The sequence below is a fragment of the Neobacillus novalis NBRC 102450 genome (assembly GCF_001591805.1).
GTDB lineage: Bacteria > Bacillota > Bacilli > Bacillales > Cytobacillaceae > Neobacillus > Neobacillus novalis.
The window spans coordinates 1-24,937 of sequence record NZ_BCVP01000056.1 but is presented as its reverse complement, the minus strand read 5'-3'; the positions used below and the strand labels follow the sequence as shown (position 1 = coordinate 24,937).

Here is a 24,937-nt window from a genome sequence, read left to right as displayed (position 1 = left end):
GTAATAATCAATATATTAGACTTCATATTTTCTGGAATTCTTTAACTCTATAAACCTCTTTCGCAAAATCCTGTCATTTCTTATAATGAGTAAAGGGCACGAATGTTTTGACTAGATTCGAATGAAAGCGTTTGAGTATGGTCAATAAAGGAGGAGAAAAATGCTCAATTTAGCTCCATTAATGCTCGAGAAGGTTGGAATTATTGTCATTGTTGCTTTTTTGCTAGCGCAGATGCGCTCGTTTCGTCAAGTTATTCAAAATAAGCACAGCACAAATGAAAAAGTTATGCTTATTTTACTTTTTGGTACCTTTGGAATCATTAGTAATTATACGGGAATTGAAGTCCATCATCATACCATCGGCAGGGCTGAGTGGCTTTCTGAAATGAACCAGGAGAGTGCGCTTGCCAATACTAGAGTAATGGGGATTGTGATTGGCGGTCTACTAGGGGGACCTGCTGTTGGCATTGGTGCTGGGCTCATTGCCGGCATCCATCGTTATACACTTGGCGGCTTCACTGCCCTTTCTTGTGCCCTTTCTACCATTCTAGCTGGTATTGTGGCTGGATATTTTGGAAAAAAGCGAAAACAAAAAGGAAAACAAGTTACCCCAGCGTTTGCTGTCATAATGGGAATGGTCTTAGAAGCGGTTCAAATGTTAATTATTCTAGTTACCGCTAAACCCTTTAGCCATGCATGGGAACTCGTTCAGCTCATTGGTTTTCCGATGATTTTCGGCAATGGTTTAGGGACATTGCTGTTTATGCTTATTATTCAAATCATGAAACGGGACGAAGAACGGGCTCGCGCTAATCAAACAAACCAAGCCTTTCTGATTGCGGATCAAACCTTGCCATACTTCCGTCAAGGCCTAACCATCCACTCATGTAAGGAAATCTCCGAAATTATGCTAGAACTTACGAATGCCGACGCAGTAGCAATAACCGATGATCAACAAGTGTTAGCACATGTTGGCGCTGCCTCCGATCATCACGTCCCTAAGACCAAGCCTGAGACGGGCTTGACGAGAAAGGTACTCGATAGCGGGAAGATTTCAATTGCAAGAACGAAGCAGGAAATCTCCTGTATTCATAGTCAATGCCCGTTAGAAGCTGCTATTGTTCTGCCATTAAAAGTTAAAAAGAAAATTTATGGTACATTAAAAATGTACTATACAGAGCCTGATAAACTGGACAAGGTGCAGCAGGAATTGGCAGAAGGTCTAGCCAATCTTTTTTCAACACAGCTAGAGCTTGCGGAGGCAGAAAGACAGACAAAGCTATTAAAGGATGCAGAGATTAAAGCCTTACAGGCACAGATTCATCCACACTTTTTATTTAATAGTATTAATACCATTTCAGCACTCTGCCGGACAGATGCAGATAAGGCACGTAAGCTACTATTGGAATTAAGCTCTTTTTTTCGGGGAAACCTTCAAGGGGCCAGGCAGATGCTGATCCCTCTGGAAAAAGAATTAGCAAATGTTAAGGCCTATTTATCAATAGAACAAACGCGTTTTCCTAACAAATATACCATTGATTTTCAAATTGAACCGGAGCTCGAAAAGGTACTGATTCCTCCTTTTATCTTGCAGCCTCTAGTTGAAAATGCCATCCATTATGGTTTTCCGCGAAGTAAATCGCAAGGGCAAATTACCGTAACGATTTTTTCAAAAAAGAATCTGTTACAAATTATTGTAGCTGATAATGGGAAGGGAATACCTGAAGGTCAAATCGAAGTCCTTGGCAACCAGGTTGTCGATTCTAAAAAAGGAAATGGCACAGCGATTTTTAATATAAGTGAACGGCTAAAAGGAATATACAATGGTCAAGCCAGTTTAACGTTAAAAAGCAAAGTCAATCGTGGAGCTACCATTACCATTTCCATTCCGCTCGACAGTAAAGGAGTGTTTGATCAAGATGTTGAAGGCCTATATATTGGATGATGAACCATTAGCGAGAGATGAATTAAAATACCTGCTGATTCGAAGTGAACAAGTGGAAATTTTAGGAGAAGCAGATTGTGTCGAGGATGCAGTCGCTGCCATCACAGAGCTAAAGCCAGATCTTGTTTTCTTGGATATTGAATTAGCTGAAGAGAATGGGTTGAGTTTAGCGAGGCAATTAGAACTACTTGAGCAAACTCCAGCGATTGTTTTTGCCACAGCCTATGATGAGTACGCTTTAGAGGCATTTGAATTAAATGCGGTCGATTATATTTTAAAGCCATTTGATGAAGAACGGATTCAAAAAACCTTGGAAAAAATTAAGAAGATGCAAAATCTTGGGAATAAGAATAACCTGATTCAATCGTCCGTAAATCAGAATAATAATGGGAAAATAGCGGTGCTTGTTGATGAACGGATTGTTTTACTAACCGTAACAGACATTGTTTATTTAGAATCAAGTGAAGGTAAGTGTAACATTGTCACAATCGACCAAGCCTACAAAGTGGCTGAAGCTCTCGTTGTGTTGGAAAAAAAGGTGAATAACGCTAAATTTCTACGTGTTCATCGAAGTTTTATCGTGAACGTGGATTATATTGTCGAAATCGAACCATGGTTTAATTCTACTTATAATTTACATATGAGAGATGGCTCACAGGTTCCCGTGAGTCGAACCTATGTAAAGTTATTAAAGCAGCAACTAGGTTTTTAGAAAATTTGCATTTCACTAATTAATTTTTGTAACTCACCCTTCTATTTCTGCATTTTATCTTGAAAACAGAGGAAATACGCTTTTATTTTGTAAAATGGATGATGTAGAAACAATAGTAAGGGGGATTGAAGAAAAATGAATGCGATTACAATTGTTATAGCTTCAATATGTATCCTTTTAATTGTGTACCGTTTATATGGTACTTTCATGGCAGCAAAGGTTTTAAGGCTTAATGATTCAAAACCGACACCTGCTCAGAAGTTGGAAGATGGGCGAGACTATGTCCCAACAAACAAGTGGGTCGTTTTTGGCCACCATTTTGCGGCGATTGCAGCAGCAGGTCCGTTAGTTGGTCCCATTTTAGCAGCACAATTTGGTTATTTGCCAGGCTTGATTTGGCTCCTAGTCGGTGCGGTTATTGGTGGAGCGGTTCACGATATGGTCGTTCTGTTTGCATCTATGCGTAGAGATGGAAAATCTTTATCAGAAGTAGCGAAAGAAGAACTTGGACCTGTCGCAGGGTTCTGTACAGGACTAGCCATGTTATTTATTATCACGATTACGATGGCTGGATTATCAATGGTTGTTCTTGGCGCACTTGAAAGGAACCCATGGGGGACATTTGCGGTAGGAATCACGATTCCGATTGCAATGGGGGTTGGCTTGTATCATAAAAAGACCGGAAACTTAAAAATTGCCACGATTGTTGGCTTTGCTTTAATCATGATCGCGATTATTTTAGGACCAAACATTCAAGGAACATGGTTGGGCGATCTATTAACCCTTGAGAAAAGTACATTAGCGCTTATTCTTCCAATCTATGCTTTTTTTGCAGCAGCATTACCGGTTTGGTTATTGCTGGCACCACGCGATTATTTAAGTACATTTATGAAAATTGGCGTATTTGCGGCCTTAATAATTGGAGTATTCATTGTCAATCCAGATGTACAATTCCCAGCATTTACAGAATTTCTGAATGGCGGGGGTCCTGTTATAGCGGGTCCAGTTTGGCCATTTATCTCCATCACCATTGCATGTGGAGCGATTTCAGGTTTCCACGCATTTGTTGGCTCTGGTACAACACCGAAAATGGTTAATCGGTGGAGCGATATAAAAGGTGTTGCATTTGGTGCCATGCTTGTGGAATGTTTAGTAGCGATAATGGCATTAATTGCCGCTGTATCACTGCAACCTGGCGATTACTTTGCGATTAACTCATCACCAGAGAAATTTGCCACACTTGGAATGGAAACGGTTCATTTGGATGAACTTAGCAAAGAAGTCGGCATGGACTTGGAAGGAAGAACAGGTGGTGCCGTTACACTTGCGGTCGGGATGACATACATCTTCGCGGCTGTTCCGATTTTTGAAAAATTAGCTTCCTATTTCTATCAATTTGTTATTCTATTTGAAGCTGTCTTTATCTTAACCGCGATTGACTCAGGAACACGGGTTGCTCGTTACCTTATTCAAGATTTCTTCGGAGACTTCATTAAACCGTTAAAACGGACAGATTCAATCGGCGCCAATATCGTTGCCAGTGCATTAGCCTGTTTCGTCTGGGGATATCTCCTTTTCTCAGGTGACATTAGTTCCGTCTGGGCACTGTTCGGTGTATCCAACCAATTGATGGCATCAATCGGCCTCATTGTTGGTGCGACAGTTGTACTAAAGATTGCAGAAAAACGCTGGTACATGCTGACCTGTCTAATCCCGCTTGCTTACCTGTTTGTTACAGTCATGGTAGCCGGATATTGGATGGTGAAAAATGTCTACTGGAATGCAGCAAACCCTGGATACAATGTATTAAATGGTATCCTTTCGATTATCATGCTGACCCTAGGCATCGTCATCATGGTTACTTCGATTGCTAAATGGATTAAGCTATGGAAAATACCACAAGATGTCTTAGTAAAAAATTCTGAACAGGAAGTCGCATAAAATGACAGCACCCATTCATGTAAGATTGAATGGGTGCTGTTTTTCGTTTGGCTCTTATCTAAAAGATTGTTGTTTTTATTGATTCGCTAATAAAATTGAAAATTCGCTAATAAATTGGTCGAATTCGCTAATAAAATTGTAGATTCGCTAATAAACATCCAAAATCCGCTAATATATCTGTTCCACTTATTAATAAGGTGTAATTTTACACTGCTTTAAGGATTTTCGGAAGCATAATGAGGGTTAATAACAACATTCTTTACGAAAACAGCCTTTTGTTTTTATTGAAGCTTTGCGGAAATGGATTTTAAAAAGCTAAACCCGGATAATTTTAATTGGAGTTTTTCCTTACTTCTTATATTTTTTTGTACATAGATGGAGAGATTATCGATTAAAATCTCATGATAATTGTTCAAAGTCTTTGGTTTTTCAGGTACAGCCACCAGTTCCTGCACCCCAGGAGCACAGCAGGCTTTTACTTCCAACGTTTTTACCGTTAACTGATTCCCTTTAGATTCTATCCACTCTTTTGATCCAGCATCTAATTCGATATTCAACCATAACCACTCCTCTATTTTCCAATATTCCATCTTAACCTGATTTTACTATACTTCTCATTTGAAAGGGGCCAAAAAGCTAATAACATGAAAAAGGGCATATTTCGTAATCTCTACTAGAATGTGGTACAATTTTTCTAGTTAATTCGAAGTAAAGGAAGAAATCGATGAACAGACCAATACCAGTAACTAAAAATGATTATATAGATGTAGTTTTTGAAGATTTAACCCATGACGGGGCCGGCGTGGCAAAGGTCGAGGGATATCCATTATTTGTCCCAAACGGGCTGCCAGGTGAAAAGGCAAAAATAAAAGTAATTAAGACGGGTAAAGGCTATGGTTTTGGGCGGTTGATTGAGCTTTATGAAAAAAGCCCATACCGGGTGGATATTGCTAGCAGCGAGCGGCACAAGTATGGTGGCACCCAGCTTGAGCATATTAGTTATGAAGGCCAGCTAAAATATAAGGAAAATCAAGTTCGCCAGGTTCTGACACGAATTGGAAAACTGGAAGATGTAATCGTTCATCCAATTTTAGGGATGGATCACCCCTGGCATTATCGGAACAAGGCACAGGTACCAGTAGGGGAAAAGGACGGCAAACTGATTGCTGGTTTTTTCAAACCAAGAAGTCATGAAATTGTTGATACAAATGAGAGCTTGATTCAACTGCCGGAAATAAATGAAGCCGTCCAAATAGTCAAAGAAATAGCCAGCGAGCTTGGCATTTCAGCCTACCATGAAGAGTCTCATAAAGGGGTGCTCCGTCATATTATGGCCAGGTTTGGGCAGCAAACGGGCGAGCTTATGGTGGTCATCATCACGCGAACAGCAGATCTTCCTCAAAAAGATAAGTTGGTGGAGGAAATAGTGGCGCGCCTCCCTAAGGTGAAATCGATTGTTCATAACGTGAATTCAAAGCGGACGAATGTTATCCTTGGTGAAAAAACGAAGGTCTTATGGGGAAATGAGGTCATTTACGATTACATTGGCGATGTGAAATTTGCCATTTCGGCTCTGTCCTTTTATCAAGTCAATCCTGTCCAAACCAAGGTGCTATATGAGAAGGCGCTAGAATATGCCGACCTTAGCGGCGAAGAAAAGGTGATTGATGCCTATTGTGGAATTGGGACAATTTCTTTATTTTTAGCCCAAAAAGCACGAAAGGTTTTCGGCGTTGAAGTGGTTCCAGAGGCCATTGAAGATGCGAAACGGAATGCCGCCTTGAACGGAATCGAGAATGCGGAATTTGCTGCCGGGGAAGCAGAGGTTGTGATTCCAAAATGGTACAAAGAAGGCAATGCTGCCGATGTACTCGTAGTTGATCCACCACGTAAAGGCTGTGATGAGGCGCTGCTGCAAACCATCATTGAAATGAAGCCGAAAAAGGTGGTTTATGTATCCTGTAACCCGGCAACATTAGCACGGGATTTAAGGATTTTAGAAGACGGGGGATACAAGACCGTTGAAGTGCAGCCTGTGGATATGTTTCCGCAGACAACGCACGTGGAGTGTGTATCGCAGATAGTTTTAAGGGAAAATTAGACAGATAAAATTGAAACCATTAAGTAATTGTCGGAATGACATTTTTTCTACATCAATTCGCCCAACAAAGTGATGAAGTAACCCCTCCGTTATGTCATCAAGAGGTAAAAAGCGGTTAATCGTGTTCCGAAGGTTTTCAACTTTCCTATAAATTCATCAGGTCGGAGTGAGGCTTCAAGCTCACTCCTTTTAATATTTAATTCATAATTTGTCCTTACTGTTCGTCAGCGACTTCGCTGTATTCCTCTTGGGTGATTTGATTTTCCGCAAGCATCTTAAGTTACCGTTTCTTTTTTGCCTTTGAAAGGTTAATTTCGTCATCAATTTTGTTTAACATTTGCATAACTTGTTTTTGCTTCTTTTGAGCTTCTGCTGCGGTTATTCAAATATTCCTTATCATTTATAACCTGAGCCATATTATTAGTATCGAGAAGGATTTTTTCTTTTACGTCCTTTTCTTTTATTGTTCTTTCTGTGTAAGCAATTTTTCTGTGACAAAAGACTCATCTATATCACCCTTTGTTTTAACGATTATGTCTTATTTTTATGGGGAATAAACAACCAACCTAGAAAGAATTAACTTTTATTCCCATACATACAATGTGATATATTTACTATATGAAATGATAAAGAGGTGCTTTTAATTGAGCGACAAGGCTAGGCAACTGTTTGAATATTTGTTAGCTGTCAATAACTTGCGATTTAAGGTTATCCGTGATTTTAAGGAATATGATAAAAGTTGGACTAAAGCTTATCTAGAGGAATACGGTGATGGAGTATATTTAATGGGAGAAGGGGAAGATGGGGAAGCAATTATTGAGATTCATAGACAGAAGTTCACAGAAGCGATTTTGACTCCTCCTCATCCTGACAAGTCCATTAGAGAGTGGGTTACATATTCGTATAATAATGAAACTCAACCTCCAAAAATCCCTGCACCGAAAGTATTAATCCAAGGCACTGATGAGGTAGAAGTACGTTTTGAAGAGGATTCGAGTCGGTTAAAGTTATTCAATGCTTGAAAAGCAGTGTGGAGTGAATGGGCTGCGGAAATTTCTCGAATGAAAAAGGTTCAAACTTTGTATGAGCTTTTTTTCAGGATTAATCAGGATTTCCAAGTTGAAGGTGAAGGTATTGAACTACTGTTAGGTAATACAATTTTCACGTGGAAACATGAAATGGATTCAATATTACACCCTTTATTTACGACGAAACTGGATATAGAACTTGATACTGATAAAGGTATTATTACTGTAAAACCAACTAATCAAGGATACAAACTTGAACTGAATATACTTAGTGGTATCCCCCTTCCTAACATGGAAGAGATTCAGAATATAGGAAGAATAGCGCGCTATAGAGATGTATTTGAAGAAGATGTTAGGGACTTATCTAGTCAGTTTATGCAGGTAATTGATGCGAGTGGTCGTACTGCTTTAATTGGAGAACCTATCCATCCTTCCAAAGATGCTATAGGTCACATTGATGAATATGTAATTATTTTAAGACGAAAAGACAATCAGATTATACAAAAAGATTTAGAACAAATCATTGAGACAATGCAAGAAGAGGGGTATGAGGTACCTGCAACAATTGAGTCTATTGTCGGAAATGAAGTGCAGATAGATGAAGAATTGAATAGCTATAAATGGGATAAAGTAGCCACAGATTTATATTTCCCTCTTGCTGCAAATGAGGAACAAAAAGAAATCGCCAGAAGGCTTTCGAGTAACTATGGTTTGACAGTGCAAGGACCGCCGGGGACTGGTAAAACTCATACGATAGCCAATATTGTTTCTCATTTACTTGCGCATGGAAAGAAAATACTTATTACGAGCCAAAAGGAAAATCCTCTAAAAGTTCTTAAAGAGAAAATTCCTGAAGAAATACGTGATTTGTGTGTACCAGTCCTAGGTGGTGGAAGAGATTCTCTAAGAGAAATTGAGACATCCATAAGGACAATTTCAGAAAAACTTGGGAATACATCCATTGAAAAGTTAGAAGCAGAAATTTCCCGAAGTAAAAACGAATTAGAAAATAGTCGAAGAAATGAAGCAAAATTTAAGCATCAGTTACAAGAATACAGCAAAAGTGAAAAAACAGAAGTTGACTACAAAGGGAATTCTTTCAGCAAAGCAGTTACTGCCCAAATGTTGACTGAACAATCATTAGATTATCATTGGATATTAGATAAATTGGAGTTGAATTCTGAATTTCCCTTATCAGAAGAAGAATTTAAGACTCTATGGGAACTAAGAGGTTTATTAGAAGTAAGGGACCTTTATTTAAAAGATACAGTTCTTCCAGATCTTCATTTATTAAAAAGCACAGAAGAAATGAAGAAATGGCTCTCAAAAGGTCAGGATTTAAAACATAAGCATGATATGGCAATCATTCACACTAATAAAATTCAATTTCCGCATGATAAGGAATATGCTGAAACATTAAACGTAGAGCTTTCAAGAATATTAGAATACAAAGATTGCTTTATAGAAGGAACTGCACATCAGAAGATACTGGAAGACTACTTGGCTGGTAATACCCGAAAAGAACGATGGACCTCTTTCTTTAGCGAGATAAAAGAATTAAACAAAGAATTGGTATCTATTCATAAAACCATTATTAGTTATGACATTACACTCCCTAAAAAACCAGATTTTGAATTAGAATCGGATATTTATGTACTTGGGGAACGATTAAGAGCGAACAAGAAACCTAATAAAATATTTGCATTAACAAAGGGAAAGAATGCGAAATTTTTATGGCAAGTACCAATCATTAATGGTCAGCCAGTAAGAACTCTTGAAGAAATAGAAATACTGCAACAACACCTCCTTTTAAAAAGGAAAAAAGAGGAGGTAGTTCGTGTTTGGAACGCTAACATTGATGAAATTAGTGGAACTCCAATTGATATCGAAGATAAGCGTCTTTTTAGCACGATTGACAAAGCAATTGAATCCTATGAGAAAACAATGCGTTTAGGAACTTTAGTAGAAGGTTTTATGCAGACTTCAAATCGTTTATTACTTAATAATTCAAACTGGCTTAATTTCAACCATTATGTAGAGCTTAAATCAACAACTAATTACCTGTTTGATGTTCTTAACTTCCAAGAATGGGAAAGGGATAATAATTTATATAGAGATACAATAAATCAACTATTGAAAGAAAAAGAAATACACCCAATTGTAAAGTCTTTCCTTGATGTATTAAATGACAAAGACGAATCTAGATGGGAGACTATACTTGAAGAATTAAAGTATCTAATCAATAAGAAAGATAATGTAACTAAATTCTTTGCTTTGTTCACACGACTTGAAGCAACCGCGCCTAAAACAGCAGCTATGATAGTTGATTTACTCTCTAAAGATGTAGTGATTCCTCAAGAAGTTCATAAGTCTTGGGAACTTAAATCTTTATATGATTGGATGACAGAAAATCAAGACTTTGAAGCGGAACGAATAGAAAACAACATCAAATCTGAACAAGATTATCAAAAGAAATTAATCATATCAATAGTTTCAAATTCTACCTGGTTAAATCAAATTAATCGAATAACAGATTCACAAAAGAGAGCTCTTGTAGCTTGGAAAAACTTTATAAAGCGTTATGGTAAAGGGACTGGTAACAACAAACGATATTTAGCCGATGCGCGTAAAGAAATGGAAACGGCACAATCAGCCATTCCTGTATGGATTATGCCAGTCAATCAAGTTATAGAAAACTTCCCAATTTATAATGATAAGTTTGATGTCATTATTTTTGATGAAAGTAGTCAATGCGATATCATGTCGGTTCCTGTGCTATTACGTGGTGAAAAGATTGTTGTTGTTGGTGATGATGAACAAATAAGCCCTTATGGTATTGGAACAAAAGACTCTGAAATTGAAGAATTGATACAACGCTATCTAGAAGGAGTACCAAACAAGAGGTTGTTTGACCATAAAATATCTCTATACGAAATTGCAGACCAAATCTTTCCTAAGAGTGGTAGATTAATGTTGAAAGAGCACTTTAGATGTGTACCTGAAATTATTCAATTTTCGAACGACCTGAGTTATGGTGGACAAATGGTTCCTTTAAGACTTCCATTTGAAAACGAAAAAATAGAGCCACCAGTAGTTGCAATTAAAGTTGAGGACGGTTTTGCCACGGAAGGAAGTTCTCTAGTAAATGTTCCGGAAGCGGATAAAATTGTTGACGACATTGAAAAAATAATTGCAGACCCACAATTTGAAAATCAAACAATTGGTGTGATTGCATTACAAGGAAATAAACAAGCAGCGCTTATTGAGAATAAAATACGTGAGAGAATATCTGAAAGTGAATTTGTAAAGAGAAAAATAATTTGTGGAAATGCATACAGCCTTCAAGGGGACGAAAGAGATATTGTATTCTTATCAATGGTTGTTGCGGGGAACAGACGATTTGTAGCGATGACAAAGAAAGACCAACAACAAACATTTAATGTAGCTGCAAGTAGAGCTAAAAATCAAATGAGACTGTATCATTCAGTAGAGTTAGATGAATTGAAGAAAGACTGTTACCGATATCAGTTATTAAGCTATTGTAAAAATCCAGCAAGGGTAAATAAAATTGTTGAGAACTTAGAAGAAAAATGCGATTCTCCATTTGAGATTGAAGTATTACGTATGATAGTAGCTAAAGGATATAAAGTCCAACCCCAAGTTAAAGTTGGAAATTATCGTATTGATTTAGTTATTGAGGGAATCAGAGATCGTCTTGCTGTTGAATGCGATGGTGAGAAATGGCACGGTCCTGAAAAATGGGAAGAGGATATGCAACGGCAATATGACTTAGAACGAGCTGGTTGGAAATTTTGGAGAGTTAGAGGTAGAGAGTTTTATTACAATAAAACTAAATCACTCGAAAGTTTATGGAGTAAATTTAAGGAAATGGGTATAGAGAAGGTTGCTAACTGATGTAATTAATGACTTTTGAAAACGCAGGGTTCGACTCCTGCGTTTTCTAATTTTTAATGATATATATTCGCTATTTGAGATAAAATACATATTTTACCTAAACAATAGGTAATATGGTAGAATGAATATAAATTATAAATCTGAAAACGGTGATGTTAATGAGTAGCAACTTTTCATTTTTTCGAGGGAAATGGGATGTACTTGCCAACTTAGGAGAATCTGCTGAAAATAACGTTTATCACGACCCACATACGACAATAATGAAACTTCGTTTGTTTGGAGAAACATTAACGAAGTTTATTCTTGCATCTGAAAATATTAGAGAAACATATGATACAAGGCAAGTCGACCGTATTAATACTTTACGGCGTGAAGGAATAATCGAAACCGAATTAATAGATATGTTTGAAACAATTTGTCGTAAAGGAAATCGTGCTTCACATGAAGCTGAATATGGGAATACAGAAGAAGCTAAGGTTCTTTTGATTATTGCTTTTCGTTTATCGGTTTGGTTTATGGAGGTTTATGGAGAATGGGACTTTCAAGCACCAGAATACATAGAACCAACAGAACGGGAAATGGTTGATGTTGAAAAACTAATTAAAGAATATGATGAAAAGCGTAAATTAGAAGAACAACTAAAACAAGCTCGTGAGAAAGCAGAACAGGAAACCGGACAAGAGAAAAAAGAACGTAGAAAAAAATCGAAACTGTTTGTTCAACGTCACCAATTAACTGAAGCAGAAACACGCATAATTATTGATGAAAAATTGAGTTCCGCCGGTTGGGACGTAGATACGGAAAAGTTAAACTACCATAAAAATGGAACTCTCCCTGAAAAAAATCGTAATATGGCAATTGCGGAATGGAATGACTGGAATTGATAAAACGAATAAAGCCTTTATTGTGCCTCATCAACTCTATAAAGTAAAGACCTATGAATGTGAGGATAGTCATGATGAAAAATAATAAAGGAGCCACATCATTGGTAAAATACATGGCGGGTGAGCTATCGAGATTGCAGCAAAAGTTATTCAAGTGGTTTTGAGGAAATAAAACACGAGATGACAGGACTTGAACCTGTACTATACATTGACATGTTTCAAAGTACGGATAAAAGCAGAATATTGCTGTGGACATATTTCCGCGAACCGATAATTCCACAAAAAACGCTATCGACGTATTACCGCGGACAGACAAAATGCAAAATACATACCAGACATCAAGATGAGCCTATCGTTCCATGTGGAGGCGGTCACCAAGCTAATCCGCTTATCTTAAAGCGTAACTAACTAACAAATACCCCGCACCGCCACAATAAACTAAGGGTTAAGGAAGTGTGGATTAAGGGTTCATTGGGCATTAGTCCATGGAAGTTTAGTCTTTTTTTGGTTTATGAACGAATACTGTGAATCATTACATTACCTCAGCTTACTTTTCCATTTTAAGTTTCTCTTCTACCTTTTCCTTTTGACTAAATTCGCCATAGTCCACCATTTTTTTTAAATGAATCTACAATTTTATAAAAAAACGCAGGGAACCTAATTATATTGATAAAAGTTAATAATTGCGTGTGCCCAAAATGAACCCACATATTTACAATAAAAAACCATTACTATTATCACATAAAAGTATTTGCAAATAGTAGAAAAAACAATGGTACTTAAAAAAGTTGTAAATATATGTAAAGTAATTATTTATCCCGGTACTATGATATGACTGAAAATTCACAATGCTGACCATATAATAGACTTGTGATATCAAAGATTATTGGGAGGGATGCGTTTTTGGGAAAAGGAAAGACAGATTAGTAGTTTTAAAAGCCAGTGGATGAAGATGGCCTTCCATTGAACACTTTGGAAATCACTGGTGAAGTAAATGTAGAAAGAAACGTAAGGGGATTGGGGGCGATCTTAATCACAGGGTTCATGAGTATCACAATCATCCCGGCAACTGCGACAGTTGTAGCAATTTGGGTGCAAATGCAGGAGAAACAGTAATAAGATGACTCGGCTTGGACAGGCCTATCCCAGATGGACATTATGAATCTGTTCCTTGGCCTTTGAGGCAGGTATCCATTATGGGGTGGTAAAATCCATCTGGCCATGGCTAGTAATTAGTTTAAAAATAATAGAATACAATCTGTATTTTTGGAGGGTAAAATGAGAAAACGGATATGGAAGAAATTTGCACCGGCAGCAATGACGTTGTCAATGATGCTGGCCTTGGTGCCATCAACAGGATTTGCTGCTGAAACCCCAGTGCCATTAGTAGAGTCTAATAGTAAATCAACGTCATATGATTACAAAGAAACAGTTGATAGCCTTACGGCGCTGGTTGATCGACTAAGCCGCGAGGGGGAAATTCCTGACAGCAGCGCCGCCCGTGTACTTAAGACACACCTGCAAGCGCTTAGTCTGTATGTAAAGCAAGGCGCAAAGGATAAGGTTGAAAAACATAAGGAAAGTTTCAAGCAGTTGCTCGAAGCGCAAAAAACCGCCGGAATGATTACCGCGGGGGCCTACACCTATCTTAAGAATCTAACAAACTATGCTATTATGGATGGCGTGACACAGGAGCAATATTCATATGCGGATGCTATTCGGGAAACGGTTTACATTGACACTGACCTTGATACAGATGGAAACGGTGTAAAGGATCATGTGGCAATTGATATCATTCGCCCCGCCGAGACGGCGAATGGGCTGCAGGTCCCCGTTATAATGGTGGCAAGCCCTTATTATGATAATCTAGGACGAGGAAATGAATCCCAGCTTAAGAAATATGTAAATGGTGTTCCGGTATCTTTCCCATTGTTTTTTGATAACTACTTTGTTCCGCGTGGCTATGCCGTTGTTGAGGTGGATATGATTGGAACAAACAACTCCGATGGCTGTACAACTACTGGTGGATATGAGGAAACTGCCAGCGTTACAGCTGCAATTGACTGGCTAAATGGCCGAGCAAGTGGCAAGGACATTAACGGTAAAAAGATAACAGCCGACTGGTCCACCGGAAAGGTAGGAATGTACGGTAAATCATATGATGGAACACTGGCGAACGCCGCGGCATCGACTGGTATTGATGGCCTAGAAACCATTGTGCCTGTCGGCGCCATAAGCAGTTGGTATAATTATTACCGACAAAATGGAGTAACCTTCAACAGCAATGGTCCGGATGGCTTGTCCAATACGGTTGGCAAGGCGAGCCGCCGCAACATATGTGCACCAGTTCGCCAGCGTCTTGCTACATTAAAAGATGATCCTTCCGGAAACTATAATGATTTCTGGGAAGAGCGTGATTATGTTAAGAATGTTGATAAAGTGAAAGCCAGCGTATTTTTAATTCATGGTTTAAACGACCAAAACGTCAAAACAAGTAATATTGGCGAATGGTGGGCGGGGCTTGAGAAAAATAATGTCCCTCGAAAAATATGGCTTCAGCAAACAGGCCATACTGAACCATTTGACACCCGCAGGGAGGAATGGGTAAAAACCATTCATCGCTGGTTTGATTATTGGCTGTTAAAAGTTGAAAACGGCATTATGGACGAACCTATGGCGGATTTGGAAGTCGCACCGAAAAAATGGAAAACGGCATCAACCTGGCCTGAAAAGGATGCCTCTTTCACCACTTTGAAATTTGGACCAGCGGAAGGTAACGGCCCAAATACCTTAACTGGTGGTAATGTTGGAGAAGGCCTTACTGTAAACATAAACAATGTAGTTCGTACAGAGGCACAGAATGTGGCCAACCCGACTACTAAACTGGATGGCAGGGTCGTATTTTTATCGGATGGATTAAAAGAAGATCTTCGTTTTAGTGGGACACCGGTATTTGATATTCAGGCGAAATTCACCGGACCAACTGCGAATCTTACCGCCTATATTGTTGATTACGGCAGGGACGAGCGGGTCAATTACGCATCAGGCGAAGGTATTAAAACACTAACTTCCAGCCCTAAAGATTGTATTGGGCAAAGCACTGCGTCCGATAGTGCATGTTATTACCGGGTGGATACTCTAACAACTACAGCGGATTATGCTGTTGTTAGCAGGGGGTACATGGATGCAAGAAACTATGATAGCTTCCGCGTCAAAAGCCCACTGGAAATTGGGAAAAGCTATAATATAAAATGGGATGGCTTTACCCATGATTTCACATTTAAGAAAGGCCACCGTATCGGTGTTGTTCTTGCAAGCAGTACATCTTCAGTTGTACTTGCGAACCGGACTGCTGTCCAGATTGAAGTAACACTTGGAAGCAGCGGTGTAAAGCTTCCGATTGTGGGCGGTATTGCCGCTGTTGGTTTCTAAAGAATCGTTAGGGGCTAGCACGGTAAACCCATTAAAGTTTGAAACATAGGTACTTCCTACAAATTGTTGTGTATGTTGTCCGGGGTCATTTTAAAAGGCACCGGACTTTTTGCGTGCCAGGCATGTTGTTCATCAGCTAGTCGGTGAAAGTCCGTTATGGGTGTAGGGAAACGCGAACCATTAGCCGAAGGCAAGGGTGTCTATGGTGACATAGAATCTGAAGGAAGCCATAGGCAAACTCTCGGTATGAGGTACACGAATCACACTCAAGGTCCCTGCATCTGTATAAGTTTCCAAAACAAAACAAAGTCCAAAATATTCCAGGATTGTGAGGTGCTCTATTATAACGGAATTATAAATACTATATTAGGTTCCACTTTTCAAGAAATATGTAAATTGATACTATGTCAAGAATGTAGACACAGATTTTTTCTACCGCGCTCACGCTTGGTGGCCTTGATAAAAAAGTTTAAATATAGAACGATTTAAACTTTTTTATCAAGGTAAAATCAGGCTGAAGATTTCCCATACATTCGATCAAATTCGTTTGGTGTAAAGTATCCCAAGGCTGAATGGATCCGCTTGGAATTGTAGAAGAACTCGATGTACTCAAACAACGATTTTTTAGCTTCCTCTCGCATCCTATACTTCGTTTGATAAACTAGCTCACGCTTAAGAATACCATGAAAGGACTCGATACAAGCATTGTCGTAACAGTTCCCCTTGCGGCTCATGCTGCCTATCATTTTGTACTGTTTTAATAGTTTCTGATACTCATGTGAGGCATATTGAACACCTCGGTCCGAATGATGAATAACGCCTACCTCCGGACGTTGACGCTTGTAAGCCATTTTTAATGCGGAGATTACCAATTCCTTTGTCATGGTTTCCCCCATTGACCAACCTACTATTTTTCGAGAATATAAGTCCATTACGCTCGCCAAATACAACCAGCCCTCATTGGTCGGAATATACGTGATATCCGTTACCCATAACTGGTTGGGTTTACTAGCTTTAAATTGCCGGTCTAAAATGTTTTCACTCCACCCGGTATTGGGAGCAGTGTTCTTTGATGAACTCATATTTTGCCGAGGGCTTTTCGCGAAGTAGTGCATCGCCTTTTTTAGGATTTCATTCTCCTCTTTGAGATCACGAATTTCTTTCTGGAGGGCTCTTAATTCGGCTACTTCTGAAGAAAAGGTTTGGACAGCCTTAACTTCAGGTTGTTGGCCATACTTCTTCACCCAGCCATGTACAGTATTCACGCTCACGCCTACTTCACTAGCTACTTGAGCTACAGGCTTATTGTTTTCGCTGATATACTTTACAGTTTCAATTTTAAAAGCTTCATCATATTGTTTTCCTCTTGCCATACAGACACACCTCGTTATCGTTGATATATTTATTATAACAATCTGTGTCTACTTTTTAGTCTAGCATCATACGGCTAATTTCTTTGTTTGCTACATTCCAGCTGAATCTTTTTTGACCAGGGCATGTATTGATCTAAAATTTCGGGATTTTGATGGATTCCTAGATTCGGTAGATCCGTGAAAAGTTTGAAACGGGTTTACAATTCAACTGCTTGTTTTAGTGTTTTTTGTATCTGAAAATATAAAAACGACAGTAGATAACTGTCGTCTTATTCAACGCAAGGACCCGTTCGTTAAAGAAGATACATACAATAATAATTAGACAATTGCACGAACTATATAACGGGAAAATGTTATAGGTAAACCTTCATTTGTAGTATTTTGTTCGAATATCTTTGATATATCTGATAGGTTTTCTTCTTTTAATGTTTCATAAACTATAGGATTTTGACCAAAACAACGTAATTTTATTACATCCAATGGGGTATGTAAATATTCAATACTGTTTACAACTTCAACCTCTGAATGAGAGAATTTACTTATTTCAAGCCTTTGATTAATAGTATCTAAGATTGGAGTCCCTTGTAGAGTTTCGAATAAATTAGGGAATAAGAGTGGTAATTCTTTTCCCAACTCATCACCAGGGTGAAGGCCGATAAGTTCCCCACCGTTTTTTACAACTTTTCTAAGTGAAGGATATGCGGAAGTAGGTCCCTTTCGATTGTACGCAAAATCAAACTCATCGGGTTCAAAAGGCAATCCATCTTTTGTATTTCCAACAACAAAAGATACATTCTTCTTTTTATTTTCTTTTCCAGCTTTTACGAAATGATCTGTTACATCAAAGCCTACTATTTCTTTTGCCACAGAACTACATTTAAGTGTGAATTCACCATGTCCGCATCCAACATCTAATACTTTCTTATTTACTATGATTTGAACTACTTCTTTATCAAATATTGATTCTCCGATAGGCTCTGTAAGTGTAGAATTCCAAGAATATATGTATTTACCTTGAAGATTACTAAGTTGTTTGTACCATTCTATCGAATGTGGCGGCAACCAATTTACCATAGTCGTCGGGTTAATTTATTCCATATTTCCCCTCCTCGTAAAATCCAGACCATTAAATATTCCACACGAAAGTAAAAAGCCCTTCTTATTCAATAAAACTGAAATTTTTAAAGCGTGGAACAATATAGTGAAACAAGAAAATTCGAGTTGTTCCAGGCACCAGATTTTTTGACTGTAAAGCAAAAGGTACAACTAGACTTCACTAGCTGTACCTTTGTGCGCGGAAACCTTCCGGTTGTCCACTGCTAAGAACCGTTCCCGTGCTCCCGCTTTGTTAATGAATGTCTTGAATGACTTTTTCTAGGAATTCACCCATGCGCTTAACGGCAGGCTCTGAAAAATCAAAACTGACCCCAGTTTCTTTATAAATAGCTGCGATGGATTGATTGTAGTCCGCACGTGCACCTTTTTTAAAGGATTCGACAGCTTGCTCAGGGTTGTTCCGGTAATTCTCAAGTATTTGTAGAGCACCAAGCATCGAGATGGAGTACTCAATAATATAGAAAGGAACTTGGAAATAATGGAGAGTGCCTGCCCAGCTCATCCCAATTGCATCCTCAAGCCCAGAAGTATCGACTGGGTTTAGGTAATAACGTTTTGAGATTTCAAAGAATTTTTCATCACGCTCTTTGGCAGTGTGTTTAGGATTCGTATACATCCAATGCTGGAAGAGGTCCCCTGACAATGGGCCGAATAACATTGTAAATGCCCGTCTAAGCCCTTCACGCTGTGCGCTCTTACATTCTTCTTCTTCTGGATAAAATCGATCCAGCTTGTCTAATAAGAGCAATTCCATCCCATGAGAATACAGTTCAGCAACTTCCATTCGGCTTTGGTATTCTTCAATAGGACCCTGCTCGGAAAACTCGAGGTACGCATTCACCGCGTGGCCCATTTCATGAATTAATGCGATAAGAGAGAAAAAGGATGGACTAAAGTTCGCAAAAACAAAGGTATCCCCTGAAACAGGTAAGGGGGTACAGAAACCACCTGGGCTTTTTCCTTTCCGATCTCCAAGATCTAATAACCCATGCTCTCTCATGTAATCGAAACGGTCTGCAAAATAGGGGTCGGTCTTCCCTAACATCTCAGAAACGCCATCCATAAGAGTAGACACCTCGGAGTATGGTGGGTTTTTCATGAATTTAGCGGTGTTATCCCAAGGGCGATAGGTATCGACACCAAGCTTGGACTTAAAAACATCTGCAAGCCGATTCCAAGCTGGGATAATATGTTTCTCAACATTTTCATGAAAGTCATAACAATCTTGGATGCTATACTCACGATTTTTGGCCACAAACATATAATCACGATAATTTTCAAAGCCTGCATTTAAAGCAATTTGATGGCGTAGTTGAACGAGCTCGTCCATGATGGCATCCATATCAGGCTTAATTTGACGATAGGCTGACATCATTAAGTGATAAGCTTTTTCTCTTACTGCTCTGTCTAGATGATCGAGTTGGGATTCGATAAACGGAAAAGGCTTTTCCTCCCCCTCCCATTCAACTGTTAGCCCCCCCATAATTTCACTATACTTAGTACAGAGCTCTTGTTCCCTTACAATTAATGGAATGTTTTCTTCTCTGAACAGTTTAACCTTGGACTCGCGAACGCGTCGCATTAAGCCGTAACGGTTTTCATCTAATTGATTTAAATAAGAAGACTCACAGCATTTCTCATTCAGTTTTGCTTCATATTTCATTAAAAGTGGTTGGATGACTTGCTGATCGTGAAGATAAGTTGACTTGATGAGAGCATCCTCTGTGTTTCGGTAGAAGTCGACTTGGTGACCTGTCATCGCCTCCGTGATTTTAATCATTAATTCCTTTTCGTCTTTTAACCACTCTTCTAGGTCAGATATGGATTCAATCGGAACCTCAAGTAAACTTCGAATTTGAGTTTCGACCCCTTCTACATCTTGTAAATCAATTAATTCTTTATAATAATTATGACTTATATCTTTTGTCATGGATAACCACTCTCCTTCCCTTTTGAATTATCCTAATAATCTAAATAATTATACTATAGTTTTCTAGATTATTAAATCTCGCTTTTTCAAAAGGAAAAAGGGGTACCCAAGTGAAATTTTATTCACTAGGTACCCCTTAATCCTTATTAAAACACTTTCGTAGTCCAATCCTCACAATTCCATATATCGGTCGCAATTTCACGATAGAAATCAGGTTCGTGGGATACCATCAAGATACTTCCGCGATATGCTTTTAAAGCACGCTTCAATTCTTCTTTTGCGTCCACATCCAAGTGATTGGTCGGTTCGTCTAGAATTAATAAATTCGTTTCTGTGTTTAAAATTTTACACAATCGAACTTTGGCTTTTTCGCCGCCAGAAAGGACTTCGACTTTACTTTCAATATGTTTCGTCGTTAATCCACATTTTGCAAGAGCAGCACGGACTTCAGCCTGATTCATACTTGGGAACTCGCTCCAAATCTCTTCAATACAAGTGTTGTAGTTGGCCTGTTTAACTTCCTGCTCGAAGTAACCAATGTATTGATACTCACCACGTTCAACTTTACCCGAAATTGGTTCAATTAACCCAAGAATACTTTTTAAAAGGGTAGACTTACCAATACCGTTTGCACCCACAAATGCAATTTTTTGTCCGCGTTCCATTTTCAAATTCAGAGGGCGGGAAAGTGGTTCATTGTAACCAATAACAAGATCTTCAGCCGTGAAAATATAACGACTAGCAGCACGAGCTTCTTTGAAAATAAACTCTGGTTTCGGCTTTTCTTTCCCCAATTCAATAACTTCCATTTTGTCGAGCTTCTTCTGACGAGACATCGCCATATTACGAGTCGCAACACTTGCCTTGTTACGAGCAACGAAATCTTTCAAATCAGCTATTTCTTGTTGTTGACGCTTGTAAGCGGACTCTAGCTGTTGCTTCTTCATTTCATATATGTTTAAGAAATTATCGTAGTCACCAACATAGCGATTCAACTCTTGGTTTTCCATGTGATAGATCAAGTTAACAACATTGTTCAAAAATGGAATATCATGTGAAATCAAGATAAATGCATTCTCATATTCCTGTAAATAGCGCTTCAACCATTCGATATGCTGTTCATCCAAATAGTTCGTAGGCTCGTCTAGTAATAGGATTTCAGGCTTTTCTAGCAAAAGCTTAGCTAGCAAAACTTTCGTACGTTGCCCACCGCTAAGATCATCTACATCTCGATCGAGTCCAACATCGTCTAATCCCAGACCACGAGCAACTTCCTCAACTTTTGAATTAATTTGATAGAAATCATTACTATCTAAAGTTTCTTGTAGCTCTCCAACTTCTGCAAGCAGTGCATCGATATCAGCACCTTCATCCCCCATTTTTGCATAAAGTTCATTGATCTCTGCTTCTGCATCAAATAGATATTGAAAAGCAGTACTCAAAGCGTCACGCATCGTACTACCTTTTTGAAGTACAGCGTGCTGATCTAAATAACCAACACGAACCTTTCGCGACCACTCTACTTTCCCCTCGTCGGGCTGCAACTTCCCAGTAACAATATTCATGAAAGTAGACTTACCCTCACCGTTTGCTCCAACTAGACCAACGTGCTCTCCTTTTAAAAGTCGAAAAGACACATCATTAAAAATCGCACGATCACCGAAACCGTGACTTAAATTTTTTACATTTAATACGCTCATTTTTTTAACCCCTTATCTAATATCACATGTGGATATCTTACTAGATTTTAGCTGCTTTTTCTATCTTGAAGTTATTTTTTTGTAAGAAATGTAATTCGATTTTTGGGCTGTAAGAGTCTATTATACAACCGAACCTGGAGGTAAGATAAGAGGGAATAATTGTATAAAAATGAAAGAATTGGTTGTGTTCTAAACTAAAATTTAAATAGTTTTATCCGTGTTCAATCCTGCTAAATCCCTTGCTACTACTGTTTTTTTGCAATATTTCACTCAGGAATCTCTTCAATAAAAGATAGAAGGTCGGTAAGTCCAGGTCATTTCTACATAAAAAATCCCTCCTTGACTGTGAAATAAGATAGTTCATTCATTTAGGTTATTTTGTCCACAAATTAGGGTATATACAAGAAATTAATACTTTTATAGTGTTTAATATCTTGCTATATCAAAAAGAATAATCTAAAAGAATGAGGTGCTTTGAAAAATGAAGAAATTTAGTTTGCTTAGTTTGTTTTTAATTCTTACTCTCTTCATCGCAGCATGTGGAGCCAAGGAAACAACAGGAGATAATGCGAGTAGTAAAGAGGTATATAAGGCTGGCGTGGATACGACTTACCCTCCGTTTGAATACAAAGATGGAAATGAGTATAAGGGTATTGATATTGATTTGATCAATGCCATTGCTGAAAATCAGGGCTTTAAAATTGAACTTAGTGCAATGGATTTTGGTGGAATAATTCCAGCTATGCAAGCCAATCAGCTTGATGTAGCTATTGCTGGAATGAGCATTACAGATGATAGAAAAAAGGTAGTAGATTTCTCAACTCCGTATTTTGAAGCAGGTTTAACAGTTGTTGTAAAAAAAGATAATTCAAATATTAAATCAGTTGATGACCTTAAAGGAAAAAATGTTGCCGTTAAAAAAGGAACAACAGGTGCTAAATTTGCACAAGAAAATGCTTCGAAACTAGGAATTAATGTGGTTCAATTTAACGATAGTCCAGCAATGTTCCAGGAAGTTTCTAATGGAAATGCAGATGCACTTATTGAAGATTATCCTGTTATATCCTATGCGATTGCCCAAAAGGATCCTGGTTTGAAAATTGTGGGTGAGCGATTAAATGGCGACCAATATGGAATTGCTGTTTTGAAAGGACAAAACAAGGATTTATTAGAAAAAATTAATAAAGGTCTTGCTGAACTCAAAAAAGATGGTACATATGATAAAATTGTAAACTCTTATCTTGGTGAATAAATAATGATTACAGAGCGCGCATAAAGCGTGCTTTCTATTCGAAAGGGGATGAAAAAAGTGGATACTATTATTGCAGCCTTACCAATATTATTAAAAGGACTTCAAGTCACACTTTACATATTTGTTATTGCCATTATTCTTGGTTTTGTAATTGGTTTACTGGTGGCCTTGTTACGGCTTGCGCCTATTAAAATCTTGAATTGGATAGCGAAAGTGTATGTTGATGCAATTCGAGGAACTCCATTTATAGTACAGTTGTTTTTTATTTATTTTGGAATAAACTCCCTTCATTTAGTTTCCTTGAACAATACAACAGCGGGTATTATCACTGTTGCCATCAATGCAGGAGCCTATTTTGCAGAGATTATCAGAGCAGGCATTCAATCAATTGATAAGGGACAAACAGAAGCAGCTAGGTCGATTGGTTTTACAGGAGCTCAAACCATGCGCTATGTGGTCCTGCCTCAGGCTTTTAGAAGAATGCTCCCTACGATTACGAACCAATCCATTATTAGTTTAAAAGACACTTCTCTATTATCCGTTATTGGAATTGCGGATTTAACACAGCAGGGCCAAATTCAGGCTGCAGCAACCTTTGAAGCATTTAAGGTTTGGCTGGCTGTAGGTGTTATTTACTTTATCATCATTTATTTATTAACCATACTTGCTAATTTCGTAGAAAAGAGGATTGAGCTGCGATGAGCATTATATCTGTTAAAAATTTAAGAAAATCATTTGGAAACCTAGAGGTATTAAAGGATATTAATGCGGAGGTGCAAGAAAAAGAGGTTATATGTGTAATAGGCCCCTCTGGGTCAGGAAAGAGTACATTCCTTCGGTGCCTAAACCGACTGGAAGAAATCTCTGGCGGTGAAGTAGTGATTAACGGACATAATATAACAGACCCCAAAATCAATATAAATAAAGTTAGACAAGAGGTTGGAATGGTATTTCAACAATTCAATCTGTTCCCACATAAAACTGTCTTAGAAAACATCACTTTAGGTCCTATTAAAATTTTTACTATTGATAAAGCGGAGGCTGAAAAAACTGCTCTTGAGTTACTTGTTAAGGTTGGACTTAAAGAAAAAGCAAACAGCTACCCGGGAGAACTATCTGGGGGACAAAAACAGCGAGTTGCCATAGCAAGGGCACTGGCAATGAATCCTAAAATCATGCTCTTTGACGAACCGACCTCTGCACTTGATCCGGAAATGGTCGGAGATGTTTTAGAGGTTATGAAACAGCTTGCTAAAGAAGGTATGACTATGGTTGTTGTTACGCATGAAATGGGATTTGCCCGCGAAGTTGGAGATCGTGTTATATTCTTGGATGGAGGATATATTGTAGAAGAAAATGAACCGAATCAGTTATTCGGTAACCCACAGAATGAGAGAACTAAGGCTTTCTTAAGTATGGTGCTATAAAAAAAGGCTCTGTTACTTCATTGTTGATTTTCGTGTAGGTATGAGCATTCATAAGCGGAGAAATTCCGGCTAATGTCTATAGAGGAAGCTTAAGAAGAAGATATAAGCGGAGATCTTCCGATTAACTGCTCTAAATTAGGCAAAATCCCCCGATTTGGATTATATAGACGGAAAAACTCCC

The 24,937-nt window shown here is 38.4% G+C and carries 17 protein-coding genes and 1 pseudogene; 13 read left to right on the top strand and 5 right to left on the bottom strand.

The features are described from left to right. The first annotated feature begins 160 nt into the window (after window positions 1-160). From BANVL01_RS25050 to BANVL01_RS25040, 3 genes are all read left to right on the top strand, one after another. Window positions 161-1,945 (top strand): sensor histidine kinase, encoded by a 1,785-nt coding sequence (locus BANVL01_RS25050; protein WP_066095636.1) that lies wholly within the window; start codon window positions 161-163, stop codon window positions 1,943-1,945. Continuing rightward, window positions 1,920-2,657 carry a LytR/AlgR family response regulator transcription factor gene (locus BANVL01_RS25045; protein ID WP_066095638.1) on the top strand — a complete coding sequence of 246 codons (738 nt, stop codon included), beginning with the start codon at window positions 1,920-1,922 and terminating at the stop codon, window positions 2,655-2,657. The genes BANVL01_RS25050 and BANVL01_RS25045 overlap by 26 nt, the downstream gene beginning before the upstream one ends. Window positions 2,658-2,792: 135 nt before the next feature. Beyond that, window positions 2,793-4,598: a carbon starvation CstA family protein gene (locus BANVL01_RS25040; RefSeq protein WP_066095641.1), complete on the top strand. Its 1,806-nt coding sequence runs from the start codon at window positions 2,793-2,795 to the stop codon at window positions 4,596-4,598. Between the two features lie 281 nt (window positions 4,599-4,879). On the opposite strand, the gene BANVL01_RS25035 is transcribed toward BANVL01_RS25040, so the two are convergent. Continuing rightward, complete coding sequence (locus BANVL01_RS25035; protein ID WP_066095645.1) at window positions 4,880-5,155, bottom strand: CC/Se motif family (seleno)protein; 276 nt, start codon at window positions 5,153-5,155, stop codon at window positions 4,880-4,882. Between the two features lie 167 nt (window positions 5,156-5,322). On the opposite strand from BANVL01_RS25035, the gene rlmD reads away from it, so the two are divergent. From rlmD to BANVL01_RS25010, 7 genes and pseudogenes are all read left to right on the top strand, one after another. Beyond that, the gene (gene rlmD, locus BANVL01_RS25030; RefSeq protein ID WP_066095646.1) at window positions 5,323-6,699 is read left to right on the top strand and encodes a 23S rRNA (uracil(1939)-C(5))-methyltransferase RlmD; all 1,377 of its coding nucleotides are present in this window, start codon (window positions 5,323-5,325) and stop codon (window positions 6,697-6,699) included. A 644-nt stretch (window positions 6,700-7,343) separates the two neighbouring features. Further along, window positions 7,344-7,721: a hypothetical protein gene (locus BANVL01_RS25025; RefSeq protein ID WP_066095651.1), complete on the top strand. Its 378-nt coding sequence runs from the start codon at window positions 7,344-7,346 to the stop codon at window positions 7,719-7,721. A 39-nt stretch (window positions 7,722-7,760) separates the two neighbouring features. Then, window positions 7,761-11,642 carry a PDDEXK-like endonuclease domain-containing protein gene (locus BANVL01_RS25020; protein WP_066095654.1) on the top strand — a complete coding sequence of 1,294 codons (3,882 nt, stop codon included), beginning with the start codon at window positions 7,761-7,763 and terminating at the stop codon, window positions 11,640-11,642. A gap of 158 nt (window positions 11,643-11,800) precedes the next feature. Beyond that, window positions 11,801-12,511 (top strand): annotated as a pseudogene (gene hsdR / locus BANVL01_RS25015) (type I restriction-modification system endonuclease); the annotation flags it as partial. A 135-nt stretch (window positions 12,512-12,646) separates the two neighbouring features. Next, the gene (locus BANVL01_RS27940) at window positions 12,647-12,934 is read left to right on the top strand and encodes a hypothetical protein (protein ID WP_169803220.1); all 288 of its coding nucleotides are present in this window, start codon (window positions 12,647-12,649) and stop codon (window positions 12,932-12,934) included. A 534-nt stretch (window positions 12,935-13,468) separates the two neighbouring features. Then, on the top strand, window positions 13,469-13,642 hold the full coding sequence (locus BANVL01_RS27580) for a hypothetical protein (RefSeq protein WP_156487478.1): 174 nt from the start codon (window positions 13,469-13,471) through the stop codon (window positions 13,640-13,642). A 162-nt stretch (window positions 13,643-13,804) separates the two neighbouring features. Continuing rightward, complete coding sequence (locus BANVL01_RS25010) at window positions 13,805-15,958, top strand: CocE/NonD family hydrolase (RefSeq protein ID WP_066095660.1); 2,154 nt, start codon at window positions 13,805-13,807, stop codon at window positions 15,956-15,958. 509 nt (window positions 15,959-16,467) lie between these two features. Here BANVL01_RS25010 and BANVL01_RS27040 read toward each other — a convergent pair. From BANVL01_RS27040 to BANVL01_RS24990, 4 genes are all read right to left on the bottom strand, one after another. Continuing rightward, a complete protein-coding gene (locus tag BANVL01_RS27040; RefSeq protein ID WP_082805139.1) occupies window positions 16,468-17,331 on the bottom strand; it encodes an IS3 family transposase in 864 nt (287 codons plus the stop codon). Window positions 17,332-17,649: 318 nt separating this feature from the next. After that, window positions 17,650-18,405: a class I SAM-dependent methyltransferase gene (locus BANVL01_RS25000; protein ID WP_066095663.1), complete on the bottom strand. Its 756-nt coding sequence runs from the start codon at window positions 18,403-18,405 to the stop codon at window positions 17,650-17,652. Between the two features lie 274 nt (window positions 18,406-18,679). Next, window positions 18,680-20,377: a M3 family oligoendopeptidase gene (locus BANVL01_RS24995; protein ID WP_066095664.1), complete on the bottom strand. Its 1,698-nt coding sequence runs from the start codon at window positions 20,375-20,377 to the stop codon at window positions 18,680-18,682. 146 nt (window positions 20,378-20,523) lie between these two features. Beyond that, a complete protein-coding gene (locus BANVL01_RS24990) occupies window positions 20,524-22,077 on the bottom strand; it encodes an ABC-F family ATP-binding cassette domain-containing protein (RefSeq protein WP_066095667.1) in 1,554 nt (517 codons plus the stop codon). Between the two features lie 481 nt (window positions 22,078-22,558). Here BANVL01_RS24990 and BANVL01_RS24985 point away from each other — a divergent pair, with 481 nt between their 5' ends. From BANVL01_RS24985 to BANVL01_RS24975, 3 genes are read left to right on the top strand one after another with little or no spacing between them, the layout of a single operon-like run. Beyond that, entirely contained in the window at window positions 22,559-23,329 is a 771-nt protein-coding gene (locus tag BANVL01_RS24985; RefSeq protein ID WP_066095670.1) for a transporter substrate-binding domain-containing protein, read from the top strand. 57 nt (window positions 23,330-23,386) lie between these two features. Then, window positions 23,387-24,031, top strand: a complete 645-nt coding sequence (locus tag BANVL01_RS24980) for an amino acid ABC transporter permease (protein ID WP_066095674.1) — start codon at window positions 23,387-23,389, stop codon at window positions 24,029-24,031. After that, window positions 24,028-24,756, top strand: a complete 729-nt coding sequence (locus BANVL01_RS24975) for an amino acid ABC transporter ATP-binding protein (RefSeq protein WP_066095677.1) — start codon at window positions 24,028-24,030, stop codon at window positions 24,754-24,756. Before BANVL01_RS24980 ends, BANVL01_RS24975 begins: the two co-directional genes overlap by 4 nt. Window positions 24,757-24,937: the final 181 nt, after the last annotated feature.